At 69.6% G+C, this 19,443-nt stretch carries 18 protein-coding genes; 10 read left to right on the plus strand and 8 right to left on the minus strand.

Annotated elements, in window-relative coordinates; all coding sequences use genetic code 11:
- Nucleotides 1-63 precede the first annotated feature (63 nt).
- Together OHA19_RS16170 and OHA19_RS16175 are read left to right on the plus strand one after the other, a co-directional pair.
- On the plus strand, nucleotides 64-1,326 hold the full coding sequence (locus OHA19_RS16170) for a nucleotide sugar dehydrogenase (protein WP_405715903.1): 1,263 nt from the start codon (nucleotides 64-66) through the stop codon (nucleotides 1,324-1,326).
- A 62-nt stretch (nucleotides 1,327-1,388) separates the two neighbouring features.
- Complete coding sequence (locus tag OHA19_RS16175) at nucleotides 1,389-1,928, plus strand: hypothetical protein (RefSeq protein WP_405715901.1); 540 nt, start codon at nucleotides 1,389-1,391, stop codon at nucleotides 1,926-1,928.
- An 85-nt stretch (nucleotides 1,929-2,013) separates the two neighbouring features.
- On the opposite strand, the gene OHA19_RS16180 is transcribed toward OHA19_RS16175, so the two are convergent.
- The 5 genes from OHA19_RS16180 to OHA19_RS16200 form a co-directional block, all read right to left on the minus strand.
- Complete coding sequence (locus OHA19_RS16180; RefSeq protein WP_405750619.1) at nucleotides 2,014-2,451, minus strand: hypothetical protein; 438 nt, start codon at nucleotides 2,449-2,451, stop codon at nucleotides 2,014-2,016.
- Between the two features lie 300 nt (nucleotides 2,452-2,751).
- On the minus strand, nucleotides 2,752-3,876 hold the full coding sequence (locus OHA19_RS16185; RefSeq protein WP_072486665.1) for a GuaB3 family IMP dehydrogenase-related protein: 1,125 nt from the start codon (nucleotides 3,874-3,876) through the stop codon (nucleotides 2,752-2,754).
- A gap of 105 nt (nucleotides 3,877-3,981) precedes the next feature.
- Nucleotides 3,982-5,484 carry an IMP dehydrogenase gene (guaB, locus tag OHA19_RS16190; RefSeq protein WP_405715897.1) on the minus strand — a complete coding sequence of 501 codons (1,503 nt, stop codon included), beginning with the start codon at nucleotides 5,482-5,484 and terminating at the stop codon, nucleotides 3,982-3,984.
- Between the two features lie 139 nt (nucleotides 5,485-5,623).
- Nucleotides 5,624-6,199: a sigma-70 family RNA polymerase sigma factor gene (locus tag OHA19_RS16195; RefSeq protein WP_351255630.1), complete on the minus strand. Its 576-nt coding sequence runs from the start codon at nucleotides 6,197-6,199 to the stop codon at nucleotides 5,624-5,626.
- A gap of 297 nt (nucleotides 6,200-6,496) precedes the next feature.
- Entirely contained in the window at nucleotides 6,497-7,108 is a 612-nt protein-coding gene (locus tag OHA19_RS16200; RefSeq protein WP_003948568.1) for a response regulator transcription factor, read from the minus strand.
- A 412-nt stretch (nucleotides 7,109-7,520) separates the two neighbouring features.
- On the opposite strand from OHA19_RS16200, the gene OHA19_RS16205 reads away from it, so the two are divergent.
- Nucleotides 7,521-7,847 (plus strand): WhiB family transcriptional regulator, encoded by a 327-nt coding sequence (locus tag OHA19_RS16205; protein ID WP_405715895.1) that lies wholly within the window; start codon nucleotides 7,521-7,523, stop codon nucleotides 7,845-7,847.
- A gap of 96 nt (nucleotides 7,848-7,943) precedes the next feature.
- Here OHA19_RS16205 and OHA19_RS16210 read toward each other — a convergent pair whose 3' ends face one another.
- On the minus strand, nucleotides 7,944-8,834 hold the full coding sequence (locus tag OHA19_RS16210; RefSeq protein WP_405715893.1) for a LysR family transcriptional regulator: 891 nt from the start codon (nucleotides 8,832-8,834) through the stop codon (nucleotides 7,944-7,946).
- Between the two features lie 108 nt (nucleotides 8,835-8,942).
- On the opposite strand from OHA19_RS16210, the gene OHA19_RS16215 reads away from it, so the two are divergent.
- A complete protein-coding gene (locus OHA19_RS16215) occupies nucleotides 8,943-9,617 on the plus strand; it encodes an MOSC domain-containing protein (RefSeq protein ID WP_405721792.1) in 675 nt (224 codons plus the stop codon).
- 35 nt (nucleotides 9,618-9,652) lie between these two features.
- The gene (locus OHA19_RS16220) at nucleotides 9,653-10,426 is read left to right on the plus strand and encodes an SDR family NAD(P)-dependent oxidoreductase (protein WP_405715892.1); all 774 of its coding nucleotides are present in this window, start codon (nucleotides 9,653-9,655) and stop codon (nucleotides 10,424-10,426) included.
- An 8-nt stretch (nucleotides 10,427-10,434) separates the two neighbouring features.
- Here OHA19_RS16220 and OHA19_RS16225 read toward each other — a convergent pair whose 3' ends face one another.
- The gene (locus OHA19_RS16225; RefSeq protein ID WP_405715891.1) at nucleotides 10,435-11,964 is read right to left on the minus strand and encodes a right-handed parallel beta-helix repeat-containing protein; all 1,530 of its coding nucleotides are present in this window, start codon (nucleotides 11,962-11,964) and stop codon (nucleotides 10,435-10,437) included.
- Between the two features lie 242 nt (nucleotides 11,965-12,206).
- Here OHA19_RS16225 and OHA19_RS16230 point away from each other — a divergent pair, with 242 nt between their 5' ends.
- From OHA19_RS16230 to OHA19_RS16250, 5 genes are all read left to right on the plus strand, one after another.
- On the plus strand, nucleotides 12,207-13,298 hold the full coding sequence (locus OHA19_RS16230; protein ID WP_405715889.1) for a LacI family DNA-binding transcriptional regulator: 1,092 nt from the start codon (nucleotides 12,207-12,209) through the stop codon (nucleotides 13,296-13,298).
- A 192-nt stretch (nucleotides 13,299-13,490) separates the two neighbouring features.
- Complete coding sequence (locus tag OHA19_RS16235) at nucleotides 13,491-14,819, plus strand: ABC transporter substrate-binding protein (protein WP_405715887.1); 1,329 nt, start codon at nucleotides 13,491-13,493, stop codon at nucleotides 14,817-14,819.
- Entirely contained in the window at nucleotides 14,819-15,712 is an 894-nt protein-coding gene (locus tag OHA19_RS16240; RefSeq protein WP_327273458.1) for a sugar ABC transporter permease, read from the plus strand. The genes OHA19_RS16235 and OHA19_RS16240 overlap by 1 nt, the downstream gene beginning before the upstream one ends.
- Complete coding sequence (locus OHA19_RS16245) at nucleotides 15,709-16,563, plus strand: carbohydrate ABC transporter permease (RefSeq protein ID WP_405715885.1); 855 nt, start codon at nucleotides 15,709-15,711, stop codon at nucleotides 16,561-16,563. The genes OHA19_RS16240 and OHA19_RS16245 overlap by 4 nt, the downstream gene beginning before the upstream one ends.
- Before the next feature lie 35 nt (nucleotides 16,564-16,598).
- Complete coding sequence (locus OHA19_RS16250; protein ID WP_405715883.1) at nucleotides 16,599-17,627, plus strand: hydroxyacid dehydrogenase; 1,029 nt, start codon at nucleotides 16,599-16,601, stop codon at nucleotides 17,625-17,627.
- 173 nt (nucleotides 17,628-17,800) lie between these two features.
- Here OHA19_RS16250 and groL read toward each other — a convergent pair whose 3' ends face one another.
- Nucleotides 17,801-19,426 (minus strand): chaperonin GroEL, encoded by a 1,626-nt coding sequence (gene groL, locus OHA19_RS16255; protein WP_124716901.1) that lies wholly within the window; start codon nucleotides 19,424-19,426, stop codon nucleotides 17,801-17,803.
- Nucleotides 19,427-19,443 lie beyond the last annotated feature (17 nt).

Raw genomic sequence — 19,443 nt, forward strand, 5'->3', positions numbered from 1 at the left:
CCACAGCGGTTGCGCTTTCTGCCCTCATGGTCATAGTCCGACCGGGAAGGACGGCCCATCCACATGCCCGCAGACCTCGCAGTCATCGGACTCGGCCACCTCGGCCTGCCCCTCGCCCAAGCCGCCGTGGCCGCGGGCGTGCAGACCGTCGGCTACGACACCGACCCACGCGCCTGCACGGAACTCTCCGCCGGCCGCACCCCCGTCGAGGGATCGCTCACCGCCTCGGAGATCCGCCGGATGCTCTCGGGGGGCTTCCGGCCCACCACCAACCCGGCCGAACTGGGCCGGGTCCGTACCGCGGTGATCTGCGCGCCCGCCCCCCTCGGCGCCGACCGCACCATCGACCTCACCGCCGTCGGCGAAGCGGCCCGCGCACTCGCCGCCCGGCTGCGCCCGCACACCACCGTGCTGCTGGAATCCGCCGTACCGCCCGGCACCACCGAGAACTACCTGCTGCCGCTGCTCGAAGAGGGCTCGGGGCTGCGCGCCGGCCGCGACTTCCACCTGGCCTGCTCCCCCAGCCGCCTCGACCCCGGCAACCGGACCCACGTCCACGCCAACACCCCCAAGGTCATCGGCGGCCTCACCCCCGCCTGCACCGAATCCGCCGCCGCCTTCTACGGCCGGCTCACCGACAAGGTCGTACGGGCGCGCGGACCGCGCGAGGCCGAGATGACCAAGGTCCTGGAGACCAACTTCCGGCACGTCAACATCGCCCTGGTCAACGAGATGGCGGTGCTCTGCCACGACCTCGGCGTCGACCTGTGGGACGTCATCCGCTGCGCCGAGACCAAGCCCTTCGGCTTCCAGCCGTTCCGCCCCGGCCCCGGCGTCGGCGGCCACGGCGCACCCGTCGACCCGGGCTACCTCCCGTACAACAGCCGCACCCCCGGCCACCCCCTGCGGATGGTCTCGCTCGCCCAGGAGATCAACGGCCGGATGCCGCAGTACGTGATCCAGCGCTGCGCCACCCTGCTGAACGAGCACGGCAAGTCCGTCCGCGGCGCCCGGGTACTGCTGCTCGGGGTCACCTACAAGCCCGACCTCGCCGACCAGGAGGGCTCCCCAGCCCGGGAGATCGCGACCCGCCTGATGGACATGGGTGCCCAGATCGGCTACCACGACCCGCACGTCCTGGACTGGCGGGTACGCGAGCTCCCGGTCCCGCGCGCCGACTCGCTGTACGAGGCGGCCTCCAGCGCCGACCTGACGGTGCTGCTCCAGCACCACCGGACGTACGACCTCCAGGGCCTCGCCGTGAAGGCCCAGCTCCTCCTGGACACCCGGGGCGTCACTCCGGCAGGCGCGGCACACCGTCTCTGACTGCTACAGTGCGGCCCCGCTGCGTACATCCGTGCCAGCTTTCGCGCCTTCGGGGGAACCGTATGACTCAGCCGCCACCGCCACAGGACAGCAACCCGTACGCCCAGCAGCAGCCCCCGCAGGGCCAGCCCTACGCCCCCTACCCCCAGCAGCAGGGCGCCCCCCAGCCCATGGGCTTCCCGCCCCCGCCGGCCGGCCGCAGCGGCAACGTCGGCCTGGCCGTGCTCGCCGCCGTGGTCGTCGCCCTCGTACTCGCCGGAATCTACGGCGCGATCATGAAGGCCACCGAGCACGAGATCGGCTACGCGGCCGTGGCCGTCGGCGCCGTCGTCGGCTTCGCCGCGGGCAAGATCGGCGGCCGCAACCAGGCGCTGCCCTTCATCTGCGCCGTGATCTCCCTGGTCGCGGTGTACGCGGGTCAGATCTCCGGCTACGCGATGTCGTTCGCGGACTACGCGAATGTCTCGTTCTTCACGATACTCACGGACCGCTTCGACATCGTCAACGAGGCGTGGAAGTCGAACGCTGACGTCCTGACCTACGTATTCATGGCGATCGGCGCGATCGCGGCGTTCAGCAGCTCGAAGAAGGCCGCACTGTAGTCCCGGACTTGGTGCAGACAGAGGTGGGCCCCGCCGATTCGGCGGGGCCCACCTCTGTCTGCACCTTCCGTCGAAGGCGCAATTACTACACCGAGTGCTTGTAGCGATACCCAATCGCCTTGCGTGCCGTGCCCTTACCCACGTAGCTGCCGTCGAGCTTGCTGTAGATCTTGAAGGAGTACGACTTGTAGAGCGGGTACGCCTTCAGCGTCCCGAACTTGCCCTTCGGAACGTTCCAGCTTCCCGACATGCTCTTCGTGCGGGACTTCGTGACGTCGAACCCGACAGCACCCGAGACGGCCCCCGCAGTTACCGTGACCGTCGAGCTCTTGGTGTTGCTCACCGTCTCGATGGAAGTCAGCGTGAGCGTCATGGGCCCCCGCCCCTGAACGATGGCGATGGTCTTCTTCCCCTGGACCACACCCTCGTACTTGACGTTCTTGAGCTTGCAGTAGACGAAGTGCCCCTTCATGCTCAGGCAAGCCCGCTTGCTGACGGCCTGGGCTTCACCAGCCGTGCCCATCGTCGCAACGAACACAGCAAGAACGGTAGTTGCAGCGCCCATACCTCGGGCGACAGTCGATTTTGTGAATCGCAAAGCTTCCCCCTCGTCGTGGCTGCCGGTCAGAGCAGCACCCCCGACGCTAGTCCAGCTCGCGGCTCCGCACACGACTCTCCCACCCGAATTGAGCGAGATCTGAGCTCCGTCACAACACTGGCGAGCGGGGAACCACCTCCCAAGGCACGCACGTGATGGGGGCCCCACCGATCCGGTGGGGCCCCCATCACGTCCTGAAACGACACAGCCCGCTACGACACAGCGTCAGCGGCGGTGCTGCGAGTCCGCCACCGTGACCTCGACGCGCTGGAACTCCTTGAGGTCGCTGTACCCCGTCGTCGCCATCGCCCGGCGCAGCGCGCCGAAGATGTTCATCGAGCCGTCGGGGGTGTGCGAAGGACCGGTCAGGACCTCCTCGGTGGTGCCGACCGAGCCCAGGTCCACCAGCTTGCCGCGCGGCACGTCCTCGTGGACGGCCTCCATGCCCCAGTGCCGGCCGCGGCCCGGCGCGTCCGTCGCACGGGCCAGCGGGGAGCCCATCATCACGGCGTCCGCACCGCAGGCGATGGCCTTCGGCAGGTCGCCGGACCAGCCGACGCCGCCGTCCGCGATCACGTGCACGTACCGGCCGCCGGACTCGTCCATGTAGTCACGGCGGGCGCCGGCCACATCGGCGACCGCGGTCGCCATCGGGACCTGGATGCCGAAGACGTTGCGCGTGGTGTGCGCGGCGCCGCCGCCGAAGCCGACGAGGACACCGGCCGCACCGGTACGCATCAGGTGCAGGGCGGCGGTGTACGTGGCGCAGCCGCCGACGATCACCGGGACGTCCAGCTCGTAGATGAACTGCTTGAGGTTGAGCGGTTCGGCGGCACCCGAGACGTGCTCGGCCGAGACCGTCGTACCGCGGATGACGAAGATGTCCACGCCCGCGTCGACGACGGCCTTGGAGAACTGCGCGGTGCGCTGCGGGGAGAGCGCGGCGGCGGTGACGACACCGGAGTCGCGCACCTCCTTGATGCGCTGCCCGATCAGCTCCTCCTGGATCGGCGCGGAGTAGATCTCCTGGAGGCGGCGGGTGGCCGACTCGACGGGCATCTCGGCGATCTCGTCGAGCAGCGGTTGCGGGTCGGCGTGCCGGGTCCACAGGCCCTCGAGGTTGAGGACGCCCAGGCCGCCGAGCTCACCGATGCGGATCGCGGTCTGCGGGGAGACCACCGAGTCCATGGGAGCGGCCAGGAACGGCAGCTCGAAACGGTAGGCGTCGATCTGCCAGGCGATCGAGACCTCCTTCGGGTCACGGGTACGACGGCTCGGAACGACGGCGATGTCGTCGAATGCGTACGCCCGGCGGCCGCGCTTGCCGCGCCCGATCTCGATCTCAGTCACGATGATGTGGCCTTTCCCTCTACGTCTGCGCTGTCCAGTATCCCCGACACACGGCTGAGGGGCGGTTCCGGGAACCCCGGTCCGCCCCTCAGCTGCGTGAATGCGTTACTTCCTGCTGTAGTTCGGTGCCTCGACCGTCATCTGGATGTCGTGCGGGTGGCTCTCCTTGAGCCCCGCGGACGTGATGCGGACGAAGCGGCCCTTGGTCTCCATCTCGTCGATGGTGGCGGCGCCCACGTAGCCCATGGTCTGGCGAAGGCCGCCGACGAGCTGGTGCAGCACGTTGGCCAGCGGGCCGCGGTAGGCAACCTGGCCCTCGATGCCCTCGGGCACCAGCTTGTCGTCCGAGGCCACGTCGGCCTGGAAGTAGCGGTCCTTGGAGTACGAACGGCCCTGCCCGCGGGACTGCATCGCCCCGAGGGAGCCCATGCCGCGGTACGACTTGAACTGCTTGCCGTTGATGAAGAGGAGCTCGCCGGGCGACTCCTCGCAGCCCGCGAGGAGGCTACCCAGCATGACCGTGTCGGCACCGGCGGCGAGCGCCTTGCCGATGTCGCCGGAGTACTGCAGACCGCCGTCCCCGATGACCGGGACGCCGGCCGCACGGGCGGCGAGGGCGGCCTCGTAGATCGCGGTGACCTGCGGGACACCGATGCCGGCGACCACACGCGTGGTGCAGATGGAGCCGGGGCCCACACCGACCTTGACGCCGTCGACACCGGCGTCGATCAGGGCCTGCGCGCCGTCACGCGTCGCGACGTTGCCGCCGATGACGTCGACGCCGACACTGGACTTGATCTTCGCCATCCAGTTCAGCGCGTTGCTGTTGTGTCCGTGCGAGGTGTCGACGATGAGGAAGTCCACGCCCGCCCCGGCCAGTGCCTGCGCGCGCTCCAGGGCCTCGGGGCTGGCGCCGACGGCCGCGCCGACGAGGAGCCGGCCCTCGGCGTCCTTGGCCGCGTGCGGGTACTGCTCGGCCTTCACGAAGTCCTTGACCGTGATGAGGCCCTTGAGCACGCCCGCGTCGTCGACCAGCGGAAGCTTCTCGATCTTGTGGCGGCGCAGCAGCTCCATGGCGTCGACGCCGGAGATGCCGACCTTGCCGGTCACGAGCGGCATCGGCGTCATGACCTCGCGCACCTGGCGGGTGCGGTCGGACTCGAACGCCATGTCGCGGTTGGTGACGATGCCGAGCAGCTTGCCCGCCGGGTCGGTCACCGGGACACCGCTGATGCGGAACTTGGCACACAGCGCGTCGGCCTCGGCCAGCGTCGCGTCCGGGTGCACGGTGATCGGGTCGGTCACCATGCCGGACTCGGAGCGCTTCACGAGGTCGACCTGGTTGACCTGGTCCTCGATGGACAGGTTGCGGTGCAGCACACCGACACCGCCCTGCCGCGCCATGGCAATGGCCATGCGGGACTCGGTGACCTTGTCCATCGCCGCGGAGAGCAGCGGAATGTTCACGCGTACGTTGCGGGAGATGCGGGACGAGGTGTCGACTGCGTTGGGCAGCACTTCGGATGCGCCGGGCAGCAGCAGCACGTCGTCGTATGTCAGCCCGAGCGTCGCGAATTTCTCGGGCACTCCGTCGACGTTTGCAGTCATGACACCTTCCCCAAATGGCCTTGATCGGTGCGGATGTCCATGCTAACGGCCTCCGGGGGTGTCTCATTCCACGATCAAGATCACCTAGAGGTTCTGTAGCTTCGTACGGAACCTCGCGTACGGGCCGGACCGCGCCCGTTCACTGTTCCGCGAGCGCTCGCAGCCTGCTCAGGGCCCGGTGCTGGGCGACCCGGACCGCGCCCGGCGACATGCCCAGCATCTGTCCGGTCTCCTCGGCGGTGAGCCCCACGGCGACCCGCAGGACGAGCAGTTCGCGCTGGTTCTCCGGGAGGTTGGCCAGGAGCTTCTTCGCCCAGGCGGCATCGCTGCTGAGCAGGGCACGCTCCTCGGGCCCGAGCGAATCGTCCGGCCGCTCGGGCATCTCGTCGGACGGCACGGCCGTCGATCCCGGGTGCCGCATGGCGGCCCGCTGGAGATCGGCGACCTTGTGGCCCGCGATGGCGAACACGAAGGCCTCGAAGGGCCTGCCGGTGTCCTTGTAGCGCGGCAGCGCCATCAGCACCGCGACACAGACCTCCTGCGCCAGGTCCTCCACGAAGTGGCGAGCATCACCGGGCAGCCGGTTCAGCCGCGACCTGCAGTAACGCAGCGCGAGGGGGTGGACATGGGCCAGCAGATCATGGGTGGCCTGCGCGTCGCCCTCGACGGCACGGTGCACCAGGGCACCGATCGCCGTCGTCTCGTCGTCGCGCATCGGACCATGGTGCCCCGGAGCCGCACCATCCGTGCCGCCGCGTCCGTAGTTGTGCACCGAAGCGTTATGAGCGGGTGCGCCGGAAGTCATGTCCTGCGCCCTCCCCTTCCGCTCGACCGAATCGTTCCCGAGGAACTCCACATCTCAAGGATGCGGCATCGGCCGGGAAGCGTCACATAGCGTCGGCGCGACGGGCTCCGCCGATGGGGCGGAACCCGTCCCGCGCACGTCGGCCACGTCGCCCCGTCCGCCGCTGCGCGGACGGGGAGTCCATCGACTGCCGGCCACGGCCGGACCTCAGCGGACCAGGCCCCAGCGGAAGCCGAGCGCCACGGCGTGTGCCCGGTCCGAGGCGCCGAGTTTCTTGAACAGACGCCTGGCGTGCGTCTTCACCGTGTCCTCTGAGAGGAACAGCTCACGGCCGATCTCGGCGTTCGAACGGCCGTGGCTCATTCCTTCGAGCACCTGGATCTCACGTGCGGTGAGCGTCGGCGCAGCACCCATCTCGGCCGACCGCAGCCGACGCGGGGCGAGCCGCCACGTCGGATCGGCCAGCGCCTGGGTGACGGTGGCGCGCAGCTCCGCGCGGGAGGCGTCCTTGTGCAGATAGCCGCGGGCACCGGCGGCGACCGCGAGCGCGACACCGTCCAGGTCCTCGGCGACGGTCAGCATGATGATCCTGGCGCCGGGGTCGGCGGAGAGCAGCCGCCGGACCGTCTCCACACCCCCGAGACCGGGCATGCGTACGTCCATCAGAATCAGATCCGAACGATCGGCGCCCCAGCGGCGGAGGACTTCCTCGCCGTTGGCCGCCGTCGTCACCCGCTCCACGCCGGGCACGGTCGCGACCGCGCGACGAAGCGCTTCTCGGGCAAGCGGGGAGTCGTCGCAGACGAGGACGGATGTCATGACCGTCCTCCGAAGCTGATGCGCGTCACCTTGAGCCTCCAGGCTGTTACAAGTCGTCACCTGTGCGGTTGACACTCTCGGACACCTGCCCGATCGCATTTTTCGTCAACCGCCTCCGCCCTCTCAACGATGGTCACTCGAAAGAGTTACGGGTCGGGGAATCGAGTTCGGCACTCTACGTGAGGGGCCGCACACGGAGGAGAGCGACGCGGATCATCCAATCGTCAACCGAAACTTCACATGAAGGTATGCCCCATTTAGCGGGTTTTCTTCCCTTTTACTGGTTTCTATGGCTAGATTCGCAATCAGTCATATTTACATCTACTTACACCGTAGATGTACGGTCGTGGGCACGGTCGATGACGGACGACAACGACGTTTCCGACTCAGCATGGTTTCGAGGGGACAAGCAATGGCAGATTTCTCCCGCCTACCCGGACCCAACGCCGACCTCTGGGACTGGCAGCTGCTGGCGGCCTGCCGCGGGGTGGACAGCTCGCTGTTCTTCCACCCGGAGGGTGAGCGCGGGGCGGCACGGAGCGCCCGCGAGAACTCGGCGAAAGAGGTCTGCATGCGATGCCCGGTACGCGCCGAGTGCGCGGCACACGCCCTGGCGGTGCGAGAGCCCTACGGAGTGTGGGGCGGGCTGACCGAGGACGAACGCGAGGAGCTCATGGGACGGGCCCGCAGCCGGCTGATCGCGGCCGCGGCACCGTCGGGCGTTCCGGGGCACGGCTGATCCCGCCACACCCGCACAGACAAAAGAGAATCGTTTCCGCGCTGAGGGTGCGACGCACCCGGCCACCGACTGGGGGCCGGGGCACAGGCAGGCTCCTCAGCGGGCGGCCGCCAAGGACAGCCGGTCCAGGGTGGCCGCCACCGCCGGGACCTGGGCCAGGTCGGGCAGGGTCAGCGCGACGATCTCGCGCTCGATGGCCGGCTCCACCGTCACGGTGCGTGCCCCCTTGGGGCGTACCGACTCGATGGCCAGCTCCGGCAGTACGGCGACCCCGAGTCCGGCGCCGACGAGGCCGACCACCGCCGGGTAGTCGTCGGTGGCGAAGTCGATCCGGGGGGTGAAGCCCGACGCCTCGCAGACCTCCACGAGCTGGCGGCGGCAGCGCGGGCAGCCCGCGATCCAGGACTCCTCGGCGAGCTCGGCGATGCCCACCTCGGCGGAACGCGACAGCCGGTGCCCCTCGGGGACCAGGCCGATCAGCCGGTCGGTGAGCAGCGGGCGCACCACCAGGTCGTCCCATTCGGCGCCGGAGGCTCCGTAGCGGAACGCCAGCGCGATGTCGCAGTCGCCCTCGCGCAGCATCTCGACCGAGCGCGGCGGCTCGGCCTCCACCAGCGAGACCCGGGTGCCGGGGTGGGCGACGCGCAGTGCGGCGAGGGCGCCGGGGACCAGCGTGGAGCTGCCGCTGGGGAACGAGACGAGCCGGACCCGGCCGGCCCGCAGCCCGGCGATGGCGGCGACCTCCTCCTCGGCGGCGGTGAGACCGGCGAGGATGCCGGCGGCGTGCCGGACGAGGGCCTCGCCGGCCTGGGTGAGCCGCATCTCGCGTCCGGTACGGATCAGCAGCGTGGTGCCCGCCGAAGCCTCCAGGGCCTTCATCTGCTGGCTGACCGCGGGCTGGGTGCAGCCCAGTTCGCGGGCGGCGGCGGAGAACGAGCCGGTGGCGGCCACGGCACGCAGGACACGGAGATGACGGGCTTCGATCACCCTTCAACCATAAGCGGCTCTTGGGTCGGGTGCGAATAATTGCTGCACATCTTTGAGCGTGGACTGGTTAGCGTTGTCGGTATGAAGTCCATGGAACCGACCGGGCCGATGCGGCTGCTGACCGTGAACACGGGGCGCCCGAAGGCCGTCCCCTACACCGACGCCCCCGCCGGCGTGACCGGCATCGACAAGCGGCCGGCCGATGGGCCGGTACGGGTCGCCGACCCCGGACCCAAGGGCACCGGCGGCAGCGGTCTGGCCGGGGACTCGGTGTGCGATCTGCGCCATCACGGCGGCTCCGACCAGGCGGTGTACGCCTTCGCCCGCGAGGAGCTCGACGCGTGGGAGCGGGAGCTCGGGCACCCGCTGGCCAACGGCGCGTTCGGCGAGAACCTGACGACCCGTGGGGTCGATGTGAGCGGCGCGAGGATCGGCGAGCGCTGGCGGATCGGCGCCGGCCTGGTGCTGGAGGTCACGTCGGGCCGGATTCCGTGCCGCACGTTCGCCGGTCATGTCGGCGAGGAGCGCTGGGTCAAGCGGTTCACGCAGGCCGCGGCCCCCGGTGCCTATCTGCGGGTGATCGAGCCGGGGGAGATCCGGGCCGGGGATCCGGTCGAGATCGTGCACCGCCCGGATCACGACGTCACCGTGCAGATGGAGTTCCTGGCCTCGACGACGCGACGGGACCTGCTGCCGGAGCTGCTCTCGGCCGGGGACGCGCTGCATCCCGGGACGCTGCGTGCCGTTCGGAAGTACGTCGGGAAGTCGGCGGCGGACAGCTGATCACGAGGTGCCGGACAAGCACTAACGTGCCGCGTATGACGACTGCACTGATTACGGGCGCGACCGCGGGGATCGGTGCCGCCTTCGCGCGGCGGCTCGCGGCGGACGGGCACAACCTGGTGCTGGTGGCGCGCGACACGGAGCGGCTGCGCGAGCAGGCGACGGAGCTGCACGACCGGCACGGCATCGAGGCCGAGGTACTGAGGGCCGATCTGTCCGAGGACGACCAGATCGCCTCGGTCGAGGACCGGTTGACGGACCGTCGCCATCCGGTCGACCTGCTGGTCAACAATGCCGGGTTCGGCAACAAGGGCCACTACCTGGACGTGCCCATGGCCGACGAGCTGAAGATGCTGAAGGTGCATTGCGAGGCGGTGCTGCGGCTGACCTCGGCGGCGGCCGCCGGGATGCGGGAGCGCGGCCGGGGCGGCGTGGTCAACGTGGCCTCGGTGGCCGCGTTCGTGCCGCGCGGGACGTACGGCGCGTCCAAGGCATGGGTCGTGCAGTTCACCCAGGGCGCGGCGAAGGACATGGCCGGTACGGGGGTTCGGCTGATGGCGCTGTGCCCCGGGTTCGTGCGGACGGAGTTCCACGAGAGGGCCGGGATGGGCACCGGCAACATCCCGGGCTGGATGTGGCTCGACGCGGACAAGCTGGTGGCGACGGCCCTGGCGGACCTGGCGCGCGGCAAGTCGCTCTCGGTCCCCGATCCCCGGTACAAGGCGCTGATGGGGGTCGTGAAGGTGACACCGCGCGGCCTGCTCGGAGGGATGACCTCCAAGACAGGCCGCAAGTACGGTCCTCAGTGAGCGGCCGGTTACCGCACCCCGGGGCCTGCGTAGGCGCCGATGTTGGGGGCGCCGGGCTTCAGTTCGTTGCCGAAGTAGTCCTTGCCGCCGTTGTTCTCGATGACGGCTCCGGCGGCGAGGGCGGGCGAGCCGGCGCCGAGCCGGAAGTCGGCCCGGAGCTTCGGGTCGGCCGTGATGCCGCCGGGGTTCGGACGGGTCATGTCGATGCCGTAGAAGGCGTTGTGGTCGAAGGAGAGCCCGGGGGTCGGGTTCTTGAAGGCGTAGCCGCCGGTGCCCTCGCTCACGAAGATGTTGTTGCGGATGGACAGTTCGTGCTGGGTGGTGGCGGGGCTGCCGGCGTCGTCCTGGACGAGGTAGCCGGGGATCTGCTCCTTGTTGTGGAAGGTGTTGTTGTAGATCTCGGTGCCCAGGATCGGGCCCCAGCAGTTCTGGACGAGGCGGGCGCCGTCATTGCTGCTGACGTTGTAGCGGGCGACCGTGCCGATGGTCTTGGCGCCGCTGTACGGGCAGATCAGCAGGAAGCCGCCCTCGTTGTCGTGGCTGTAGTTGTACTGGAAGACGGTGTTCTGGGAGGCGCCGTCGGCGTCGAAGGACATCCCGTCGTGGGTGTTGCCGCCGCCGGAGACCTCGTTGTACTCGACGGTCGTGTCGTCGGTGTTGAAGGTCCAGATGCCCGCGTTGGCGGAGGGCGAGCGGAGCTGGAAGCCGTCGACCCGGTTGTGGTCGACGCGGGCGCCGCTGGTGGTGTCGAGCTTCATGCCGTCGCCGGCCAGGGACTTGAGCGTGTTGTGGTGGATACGGACGCCGGTGCTGGGCGTCCACTCCCCCGGGTACACGTTCGGGTCCTGCTGCTGGCCGACCAGATCGCGCTTGGAGAAGGTCGACTTGAAGTAGATGCCCTCGCGGTCGACGTCCTCGATGCGGTTGTGGCCGATGTCCAGGCCGTCGTACCAGCTGGCCTTGGCCTTGCCCTCGACCGCGATGTGGATCGCGCTGGAGCCGGAGACCGTCTTGTAGTCGCCGCCGCGCACATCGTGGATGTAGAGGCCGGAGATGTCGAAGCCGCGGGCGACTCCGTAGTCGGTGAGGCGGAGGCGGACACCGTTGCGCTCGCTGCCGGGGTTGTCGGCGTTGGTGATCTCCAGCGCCTTGAGGTGCAGGTACTGGGTGTTGGCGAGCAGGACGACGTCGTGGGCGCCCGCGCCGTCGAGCCTGGCGCGGGCCGGGCCGCTGCCGTAGTCGGCGATGGTGAACGGGGCGCGGGCGGATCCGGAGCCCGTGGGGGCGAGGGTGCCGGTGCAGGTGGCGCCGCGCTTGAACAGAAGCCGGTCGCCGGGGCCGTAGGTCTGCGCGTTGGCCTCGGCGAGCGAGGTCCAGGGGTGCTTCTTGCTGCCGGTGGCACCGGCCGGGTCCGCGGCGCAGTCGACGTGGAAGGTGCGGCCGGTGGGCGCGGCCTGTGCGGCGGTCTGGCTCACGACGGTCAGGCCGCCGGCGGCGGTCAGGGCCGCGAGCGCCGCGGCGGTGAGGCGATGTCTCACAATTCCTCCGTACGAACAGTCAGGGTCGGGACGGACAGTCGGAGTGGGGCGGACAGTCGGAATGGGGCGGGGCCGAGTCCGCATCGCCGGAATCCTGGACTCGGATTGATCGAACGTCAATGGATAACGTTTGAATGATCGAAACTCCCGTCGTTCGATCACGTTGGTCTAGGGTCTTCTGTCTGGGCCAGGCCGGATCGGGGAGCGGGGTCCGGGTCACACACTGCGAGGGGACTGCTGCCGTGCGCGAGAGTGCCGCTGAACGTCATGACCGCCTGCTCGGGCTGGTACGGGAACGGGGTTCGGCCCGGGTCTCGGACCTGGCCTCACTGCTGGGGGTCTCGCCCGTCACGGCGCGCCGGGACGTGGAGGAGCTGGCCGGCCGCGGCCTGCTCGACCGGGTCCACGGATCGGTGTCCTGGCCGCAGGACGCCACCCCGGGCGCCGCCGCCGGACCCGGTTCCACGGGCAGCGGACTGGTCCTCGGCATGCTCGCGCCCTCGTCGACCTACTACTTCGCCGAGGTCATCCGCGGCGCGCACGAGGCCGCCGCCAGGGCCGGGGCCAGGCTCATCCTGCGGATCTCCGACTACCGGCCGCAGGAGGACCAGTCCCGCACCGAGGGCCTGCTCTCCGCGGGTGCCGAAGGACTGCTGGTCGCGCCCGGCTGGCAGGACCCGGGCGACCCCGCCGCGTTCGGCGGCTGGATCGCCTCGCTGCCTGTGCCGACCGTGCTGCTGGAGCGCAGGCCCACCGCGGGCTCCCCGCTGGACTGCCTGGACCGGGTCTGCTCGGACCACGCGCACGGCGTGCTGCTGGCCGTCCGCCACCTGGTGGACCTCGGGCACGGGGCGCCGCTGCTGATGGCCCGCGCGGACTCCCCGACCGCCGTCGCGGTGCGGTCCGGGTACCAGGAGGCCCTGGCCGTGCTCGGGCTGCGCGCACCGCAGGACGTGATCGATTCCGTACCGGCCGAACTCGCCCCGGACGCCTTCGAGGAGGCCGTGCGGGCGCTGCGCGAGGCGGTCCTGTCGGGGGTGGCGACGGCGGCTCTGATCCACAACGACGTGGACGCGATCCAGGTGGTGCAGCGCCTGGCCGAGCTGGGCGTGCGGGTGCCGGAGGACCTGGCGCTGATCGCCTACGACGACGAGGTGGCGGCCCTCGCGGACACCCCGCTCACGGCGGTGGCGCCGCCCAAGCGCGAGGTGGGACGGCACGCGACCGAGCTGCTGGTGGAGCGGCTGGGCCAGAGCGCGGGCGCTCCCCGGCGGCATCTGACACTGCTGCCGCAGCTGAGGGTCAGGGACTCGTGCGGGGCACGCCTCCCGTAGGCGCCGGAGCAGGCCCGCGGGCCGGCGTCCCCACGGCTCGCGTGCCCGATTCCGCAGGGTATCCCACGTACGTCCGTAGATAACTTATCTGATCTTTTTTCGATCAATCGATCTTTCGCTCTTGACTTCGGTCACGACTGGTCCAAGGATCACGGCCAACGCCAATGTCGCCGCCAGTTCAGGAGCCTCGCTGTGAGCCGCAGTCCGAGCAGAACGTCCCTCGCCGTAGTCGGCACCGCCACCGCCCTCGCCCTTCTCACGGCCTGTGGCGGCAGCGGCGACGACGACTCCGCCGCCGGAAGCGACGGCAAGCCCGTCAGCATCACCTTCTGGGGCTGGGCCAAGGGGTCCAAGGAGGTCGTTGACGCGTTCAACGCCTCGCACAAGAACATCAAGGTGGTGTACGAGGAGATCCCGTCCGGCAACGCGGGCGGTTACGCCAAGATCTCCAACGCGGTCAAGGCGGGCAACGCCCCCGACCTGGTCTCCATCGAGTACCCGCAGCTTCCGGAGTACGTCAGCCAGGGCGCGCTCCAGGACATCGGCCAGTACTTCACCGAGGACATCCGGAAGAAGCTGCTGCCGCAGGCGGTCGAGCTGACGACGCTCGGCGGCAAGAACTGGGCCGTTCCGTTCGACGCCTCGCCGCAGTCCTTCTACTACCGCAAGGACCTCTTCGAGAAGTACGGCGTCGAGGTCCCCAAGACCTGGGACGAGTTCCGCAAGGCCGCCGAGAAGGTCAAGAAGGCCGACAAGAAGGCCCGGATCGGCACCTTCTTCCCCGATGACCCGACCACCTTCCAGGCGATGGCCTGGCAGGCCGGCGCCCAGTGGTACAAGCCCGAGGGCGACACCTGGAAGGTCAGCACCGCCGACGCGGCCACCAACAAGGTCGCCGACTACTGGCAGGGTCTGCTCGACGACGACCTGATCCGCGCCAACGCCTCCTTCAGCCCCGAGTGGACCAACTCCCTCAAGAACGGCGGCACCGTCGGCTACCTCGGCGCCGCCTGGGGCGCGGGTGTCCTCAAGGGCACGCTGCCCGAGCAGAGCGGCAAGTGGGCCGTCGCCCCGATGCCCAGCTGGGACGGCAAGCCGGCCAGCGGCATGCTCGGCGGCTCCACCTTCGCGGTGACCAAGACCAGCAAGAAGGCGAAGGCCGCGGTCGAGTTCGCCACCTGGATGTCGACCACCGAGGAAGGCATCAAGGCCCGCATCGAGTCCGGCACTTCGAGCGCCTTCCCGGCCGCGGCGGCCCTGCGCCCGGTGGCCAAGAAGTCCTTCGACGCCGGCTTCTACGGCGGCGAGGACATCTACCAGGTGTTCGAGGGCGCCGCGACGTCGATCGGCCCGAACTGGAACTGGGGCCCGACGACCGGCACCACGAACACCACCATGAAGGACCAGTTCGGCAAGGTCGCGAGCGGTGGCACCACCATCAAGGACGCCGTGAAGGCCGGGCACGACGCCACGGTCGCCGAGCTGAAGAAGCGCGGTCTGAAGGTCGAGGACGCAGGCTGATGAAGCGCGCCCGGACGACCAGAGCCGCCGCCATCCTGCTGGGGCCCTTCTTCGTACTGTTCACCGTGGCCATGGTGCTGCCGATCGGTTACGCGGTCTGGCTCAGCCTGTTCACCGAGAAGCAGTCCGGACTGGGCTTCGGCGGCACCGAGACCGTCTTCAGCGGACTCGACAACTACACGGCGGCCCTGGGCGACCGGGCGTTCCGCGAGGGCTTCGGCGTACTCCTCGGATACTGCCTGTTCTACATTCCGCTGCTGCTCATCGGGGCCCTCGCCCTCGCCCTGCTGCTGGACTCCACGCTGGCCCGCGCCCGCCGGTTCTTCCAGCTCGCGCTCTTCCTGCCGCATGCCGTGCCCGGCATCATCGCCGCGCTGATCTGGGTGTACCTCTACACACCGCAGCTCAGCCCGGTGGTCAGCGCCATGGAGTCCGGCGGGATCGGCTTCGACTTCTTCTCCCCCGAAGGCGCCCTTCCCTCCATCGTCAACATCGCCCTGTGGGAGTGGCTCGGCTACAACATGGTGATCTTCTACGCCGCGTTGCAGGCGATCGACCGCTCCGTGCTCGAAGCGGCGACGGTCGACGGGGCCGGTGCCTGGCGCGTCGCGCTCAGCATCAAGGTTCCGCTGATCCGCGCCTCCGTCGTGATGGTCGCGCTGTTCACGGTCATCGGCTCGCTCCAGCTGTTCACCGAGCCGCTGATCCTCAACAAGGGGACCGGCTCAGCCGTCACCTCCACCTGGACGCCGAACATGTACGCGTACACCGCGGCCTTCGAGCGCAACGACTACGGTCTCGCCGCGGCCGCCTCCATCCTGCTGGCGCTCACGGCCGCGCTGCTGTCCTTCGTCGTCACCCGCTTCACCGGCCGGAAGGGCAAGAAAGCATGAACTCCCCCGCCTCCCGAAGCCGCTGGATGTCGAAGACCGCCGTCAACGGCTTTCTCGTGCTCGCCGTCGTCTACATGCTCTTCCCCCTCGTCTGGCTGGTCACCGCCGCCACGAAGGACACCGGCGGTCTGCTCGCGGGCAACGCCTTCTCCTTCGAGGGCTTCAACCTCGGCGAGAACCTCTCGAACCTGGCCTCCTACGGCGACGGCATCTACTTCCGCTGGTACCTCAACAGCCTGATGTACGCGGGCGGCGGGGCGATCGTCTGCTCGCTGATCTGCGTCGCCGCGGGATACGCCTTCGACAAGTACGAATTCCGGGGCAAGGAGAAGCTGTTCGCCCTGGTCCTGATGGGTGTGCTGGTGCCCACCACGGCGCTCGCCCTGCCGATGTATCTCCTGGCCTCCAAGACCGGCCTGGTCAACACCTACTGGTCCGTGCTGATCCCGGTGCTGGTCAACCCGTTCGGCGTGTATCTCGCCCGGGTGTTCAGCACCGGCTACATACCGAACGAGGCCCTGGAGGCCGCCCGTATCGACGGGGCCGGCGAGCTGCGCGTCTTCTGGTCCATCGGACTGCGCATGGTCATGCCGGGCTTCGTGACGGTCTTCCTCTTCCAGTTCACCGCGATCTGGAACAACTTCTTCCTCCCCCTCGTGATGCTCTCGGACCGCAAGCTCTTCCCGCTGAGCCTCGGTCTGTACTCCTGGAACACCAACACGCACGGCGAGCCGAGCTTCTACCCGCTCGTCGTCACCGGGTCGCTCCTCGCCGTCATCCCCCTGATCGTCGCCTTCGTCTCGCTGCAGCGGCACTGGAAGGCCGGACTGACCGCCGGCAGCGTCAAGTGACCTCACCGCGAGCCCTGAGGAGTACGAGTCCCACCATGCCCCACGCCACTGACAACCGGCCGACGGCCCTGCTCGCGATGGGCCCCGGCATCGCCGACCGCCTCCTCGCCGACCGCCACCGCACCCGGCTGGCCGCCCTCACCCGCACCGACCCGGCCTTCGTCGCCCACGACCTGGCCGACCCGACGCCCGAGGTGGCCGCCGCGCTCGCCGAGGCCGAGGTGCTGTTCACCTGCTGGGGCGCGACGCCGCTCACCGCCGGGGTACTGGCGGGCGCGCCCCGGCTGCGGGCCGTCGTCCACGCCGCGGGTTCGGTGAAGCACCACATCACCGACGCCTGCTGGGAACGCGGCATCACCGTCACCTCCGCGGCCGGGGCCAACGCCCTGCCGGTCGCCGAATTCACCCTCGCCGCGATCCTGTTCGCCGGCAAGCGGGTGCTGCACTCCGCGGAGCGCTACCGCGCTCTGCGCGCCGACCACGACTGGCTCGCGGAGCTCGACGGGACCGGCAACTACCGCCGCACCGTCGGCATCGTCGGCGCCTCCCGGATCGGCCGGCGCGTGATCGAGCTGCTGCGCCCCTTCGACCTGGACGTGCTGCTGTACGACCCGTACGTGGACGGCGCGGAGGCGGCACGGCTCGGCGTACGGCTCACCTCGCTCGACGAGCTGTGCGCGAGCAGCTACGTCGTCTCGGTGCACGCGCCCCAGCTCCCGGAGACCCACCATCTGATCGGTGCGGCGCAGCTGGCCGCCATGGCGGCCGGGACGACGCTGATCAACACGGCGCGGGGATCGCTGATCGACGAGGACGCGCTGCTGCCCGAGCTGACGGCCGGACGGCTCCAGGCGGTGCTGGATGTGACGGACCCCGAACTCCCGCCCGCCGGCTCACCGTTGTACACGCTGCCGAACGTGCTGCTCACCCCGCACATCGCGGGTTCGCTGGGCGACGAGCTGCACCGGATGGCGGACCAGGCACTGGACGAGCTGGAGCGGTTCGCGGCCGGCCTGCCCTTCGCGGACCCGGTGCACTCCGGGAGCCTGAGCCACTCGGCCTGACCGGTCCGCCGGGCCGACCGGCCCGGCCCCCCGGGCCCCTACCGCGCTCGTCCGCCTCGGCACCACGTCCTCCGGACGCCCGAAGGCCCCCTGTCCCACCGCTCGGCGGTGGGACAGGGGGCCTTCTTCGGCTGTCTGCCTGCTGCGGGCTGCGAGCCCTCAGTGGCTACGCGTCAGTGCGAGTGACCGTGGCCGCCGTGGCCGGCCTCGGCCTCTTCCTCGGCCGGCTTCTCGACGACCAGGGTCTCGGTCGTGAGCAGCAGCGACGCGATGGACGCGGCGTTCTCCAGCGCGGAGCGGGTGACCTTGACCGGGTCGATGACGCCGGCCTTCACCAGGTCGCCGTACTCGCCGGTCGCGGCGTTGAAGCCCTGGCCCTTGTCGAGCTCGGAGACCTTCGAGGTGATGACGTAGCCCTCGAGGCCGGCGTTCTCGGCGATCCAGCGCAGCGGCTCGACCGCGGCGCGGCGCACGACCGCGACACCGGTGGCCTCGTCGCCGGTCTTGTCGAGGTTGCCCTCCAGGACCTTGACGGCGTGGACCAGAGCGGAGCCACCACCGGAGACGATGCCCTCCTCGACCGCGGCGCGGGTCGCGGAGATGGCGTCCTCCAGACGGTGCTTCTTCTCCTTGAGCTCCACCTCGGTGGCGGCACCGACGCGGATCACGCACACGCCGCCGGCCAGCTTCGCGAGGCGCTCCTGGAGCTTCTCGCGGTCCCAGTCGGAGTCGGTGGCGTCGATCTCGGCCTTGATCTGGTTGACCCGGCCCTTGACGTCGCCGGGCTCGCCGCCGCCGTCCACGATCGTGGTGTCGTCCTTGGAGACGGTGACGCGGCGGGCGGTGCCCAGCACGTCCAGACCGGCCTGGTCGAGCTTGAGGCCGACCTCCTCGGCGATGACGGTCGCACCGGTGAGGGTGGCGATGTCGCCGAGCATGGCCTTGCGGCGGTCACCGAAGCCCGGGGCCTTCACCGCGACGGCGTTGAAGGTGCCACGGATCTTGTTGACGACGAGGGTCGACAGCGCCTCGCCCTCGACGTCCTCGGCGATGATCAGCAGCGGCTTGGAGCCACCGGCCTGGATGACCTTCTCCAGCAGCGGGAGCAGCTCCTGGATCGAGCCGATCTTGCCCTGGTGGATCAGGATGTACGGGTCGTCGAGGACGGCCTCCATACGCTCCTGGTCGGTCACCATGTACGGGGACAGGTAGCCCTTGTCGAAGGCCATGCCCTCGGTGAAGTCGAGGTCCAGACCGAAGGTGTTGGACTCCTCGACGGTGATGACACCGTCCTTGCCGACCTTGTCCATCGCGTCCGCGATGAGCTCGCCGACCTGCGGGTCCTGCGCGGAGAGCGCGGCCACGGCGGCGATGTCGGTCTTGTCGTCGATCGGGCGGGCGGTCGCGAGGAGCTCCTCGGACACGGCCTTGACCGCGGCGTCGATGCCCTTCTTCAGGGCGGCCGGGGAGGCACCGGCGGCGACGTTGCGCAGACCCTCGCGGACGAGCGCCTGGGCCAGCACGGTGGCGGTGGTCGTACCGTCACCCGCGACGTCGTTGGTCTTGGTCGCCACCTCCTTCACCAGCTGGGCACCGAGGTTCTCGTACGGGTCGTCGAGCTCGACCTCGCGCGCGATGGTGACACCGTCGTTGGTGATGGTGGGAGCGCCGAACTTCTTGTCGATGACGACGTTGCGGCCCTTGGGGCCGATCGTCACCTTGACCGTGTCGGCAAGCTTGTTGACGCCGCGCTCAAGGGCGCGACGGGCGTCCTCGTCGAACTTCAGGATCTTCGCCATGGGAGCTGAGCTTTCCT

It is taken from the genome of Streptomyces sp. NBC_00012 (genome assembly GCF_045040875.1).
GTDB lineage: Bacteria > Actinomycetota > Actinomycetes > Streptomycetales > Streptomycetaceae > Streptomyces.

Excerpts from the sequence above, each read along its gene's own strand:
- OHA19_RS16170 (WP_405715903.1), top strand. The coding sequence starts at position 64 with ATGCCCGCAGACCTCGCAGTCATCGGACTCGGCCACCTCGGCCTGCCC.
- OHA19_RS16175 (WP_405715901.1), top strand. The coding sequence starts at position 1,389 with ATGACTCAGCCGCCACCGCCACAGGACAGCAACCCGTACGCCCAGCAG.
- OHA19_RS16180 (WP_405750619.1), bottom strand. The coding sequence starts at position 2,451 with ATGGGCACGGCTGGTGAAGCCCAGGCCGTCAGCAAGCGGGCTTGCCTG.
- guaB (WP_405715897.1), bottom strand. The coding sequence starts at position 5,484 with ATGACTGCAAACGTCGACGGAGTGCCCGAGAAATTCGCGACGCTCGGG.
- OHA19_RS16195 (WP_351255630.1), bottom strand. The coding sequence starts at position 6,199 with ATGCGCGACGACGAGACGACGGCGATCGGTGCCCTGGTGCACCGTGCC.
- OHA19_RS16200 (WP_003948568.1), bottom strand. The coding sequence starts at position 7,108 with ATGACATCCGTCCTCGTCTGCGACGACTCCCCGCTTGCCCGAGAAGCG.
- OHA19_RS16205 (WP_405715895.1), top strand. The coding sequence starts at position 7,521 with ATGGCAGATTTCTCCCGCCTACCCGGACCCAACGCCGACCTCTGGGAC.
- OHA19_RS16215 (WP_405721792.1), top strand. The coding sequence starts at position 8,943 with ATGCGGCTGCTGACCGTGAACACGGGGCGCCCGAAGGCCGTCCCCTAC.
- OHA19_RS16220 (WP_405715892.1), top strand. The coding sequence starts at position 9,653 with ATGACGACTGCACTGATTACGGGCGCGACCGCGGGGATCGGTGCCGCC.
- OHA19_RS16240 (WP_327273458.1), top strand. The coding sequence starts at position 14,819 with ATGAAGCGCGCCCGGACGACCAGAGCCGCCGCCATCCTGCTGGGGCCC.
- OHA19_RS16245 (WP_405715885.1), top strand. The coding sequence starts at position 15,709 with ATGAACTCCCCCGCCTCCCGAAGCCGCTGGATGTCGAAGACCGCCGTC.
- OHA19_RS16250 (WP_405715883.1), top strand. The coding sequence starts at position 16,599 with ATGCCCCACGCCACTGACAACCGGCCGACGGCCCTGCTCGCGATGGGC.
- groL (WP_124716901.1), bottom strand. The coding sequence starts at position 19,426 with ATGGCGAAGATCCTGAAGTTCGACGAGGACGCCCGTCGCGCCCTTGAG.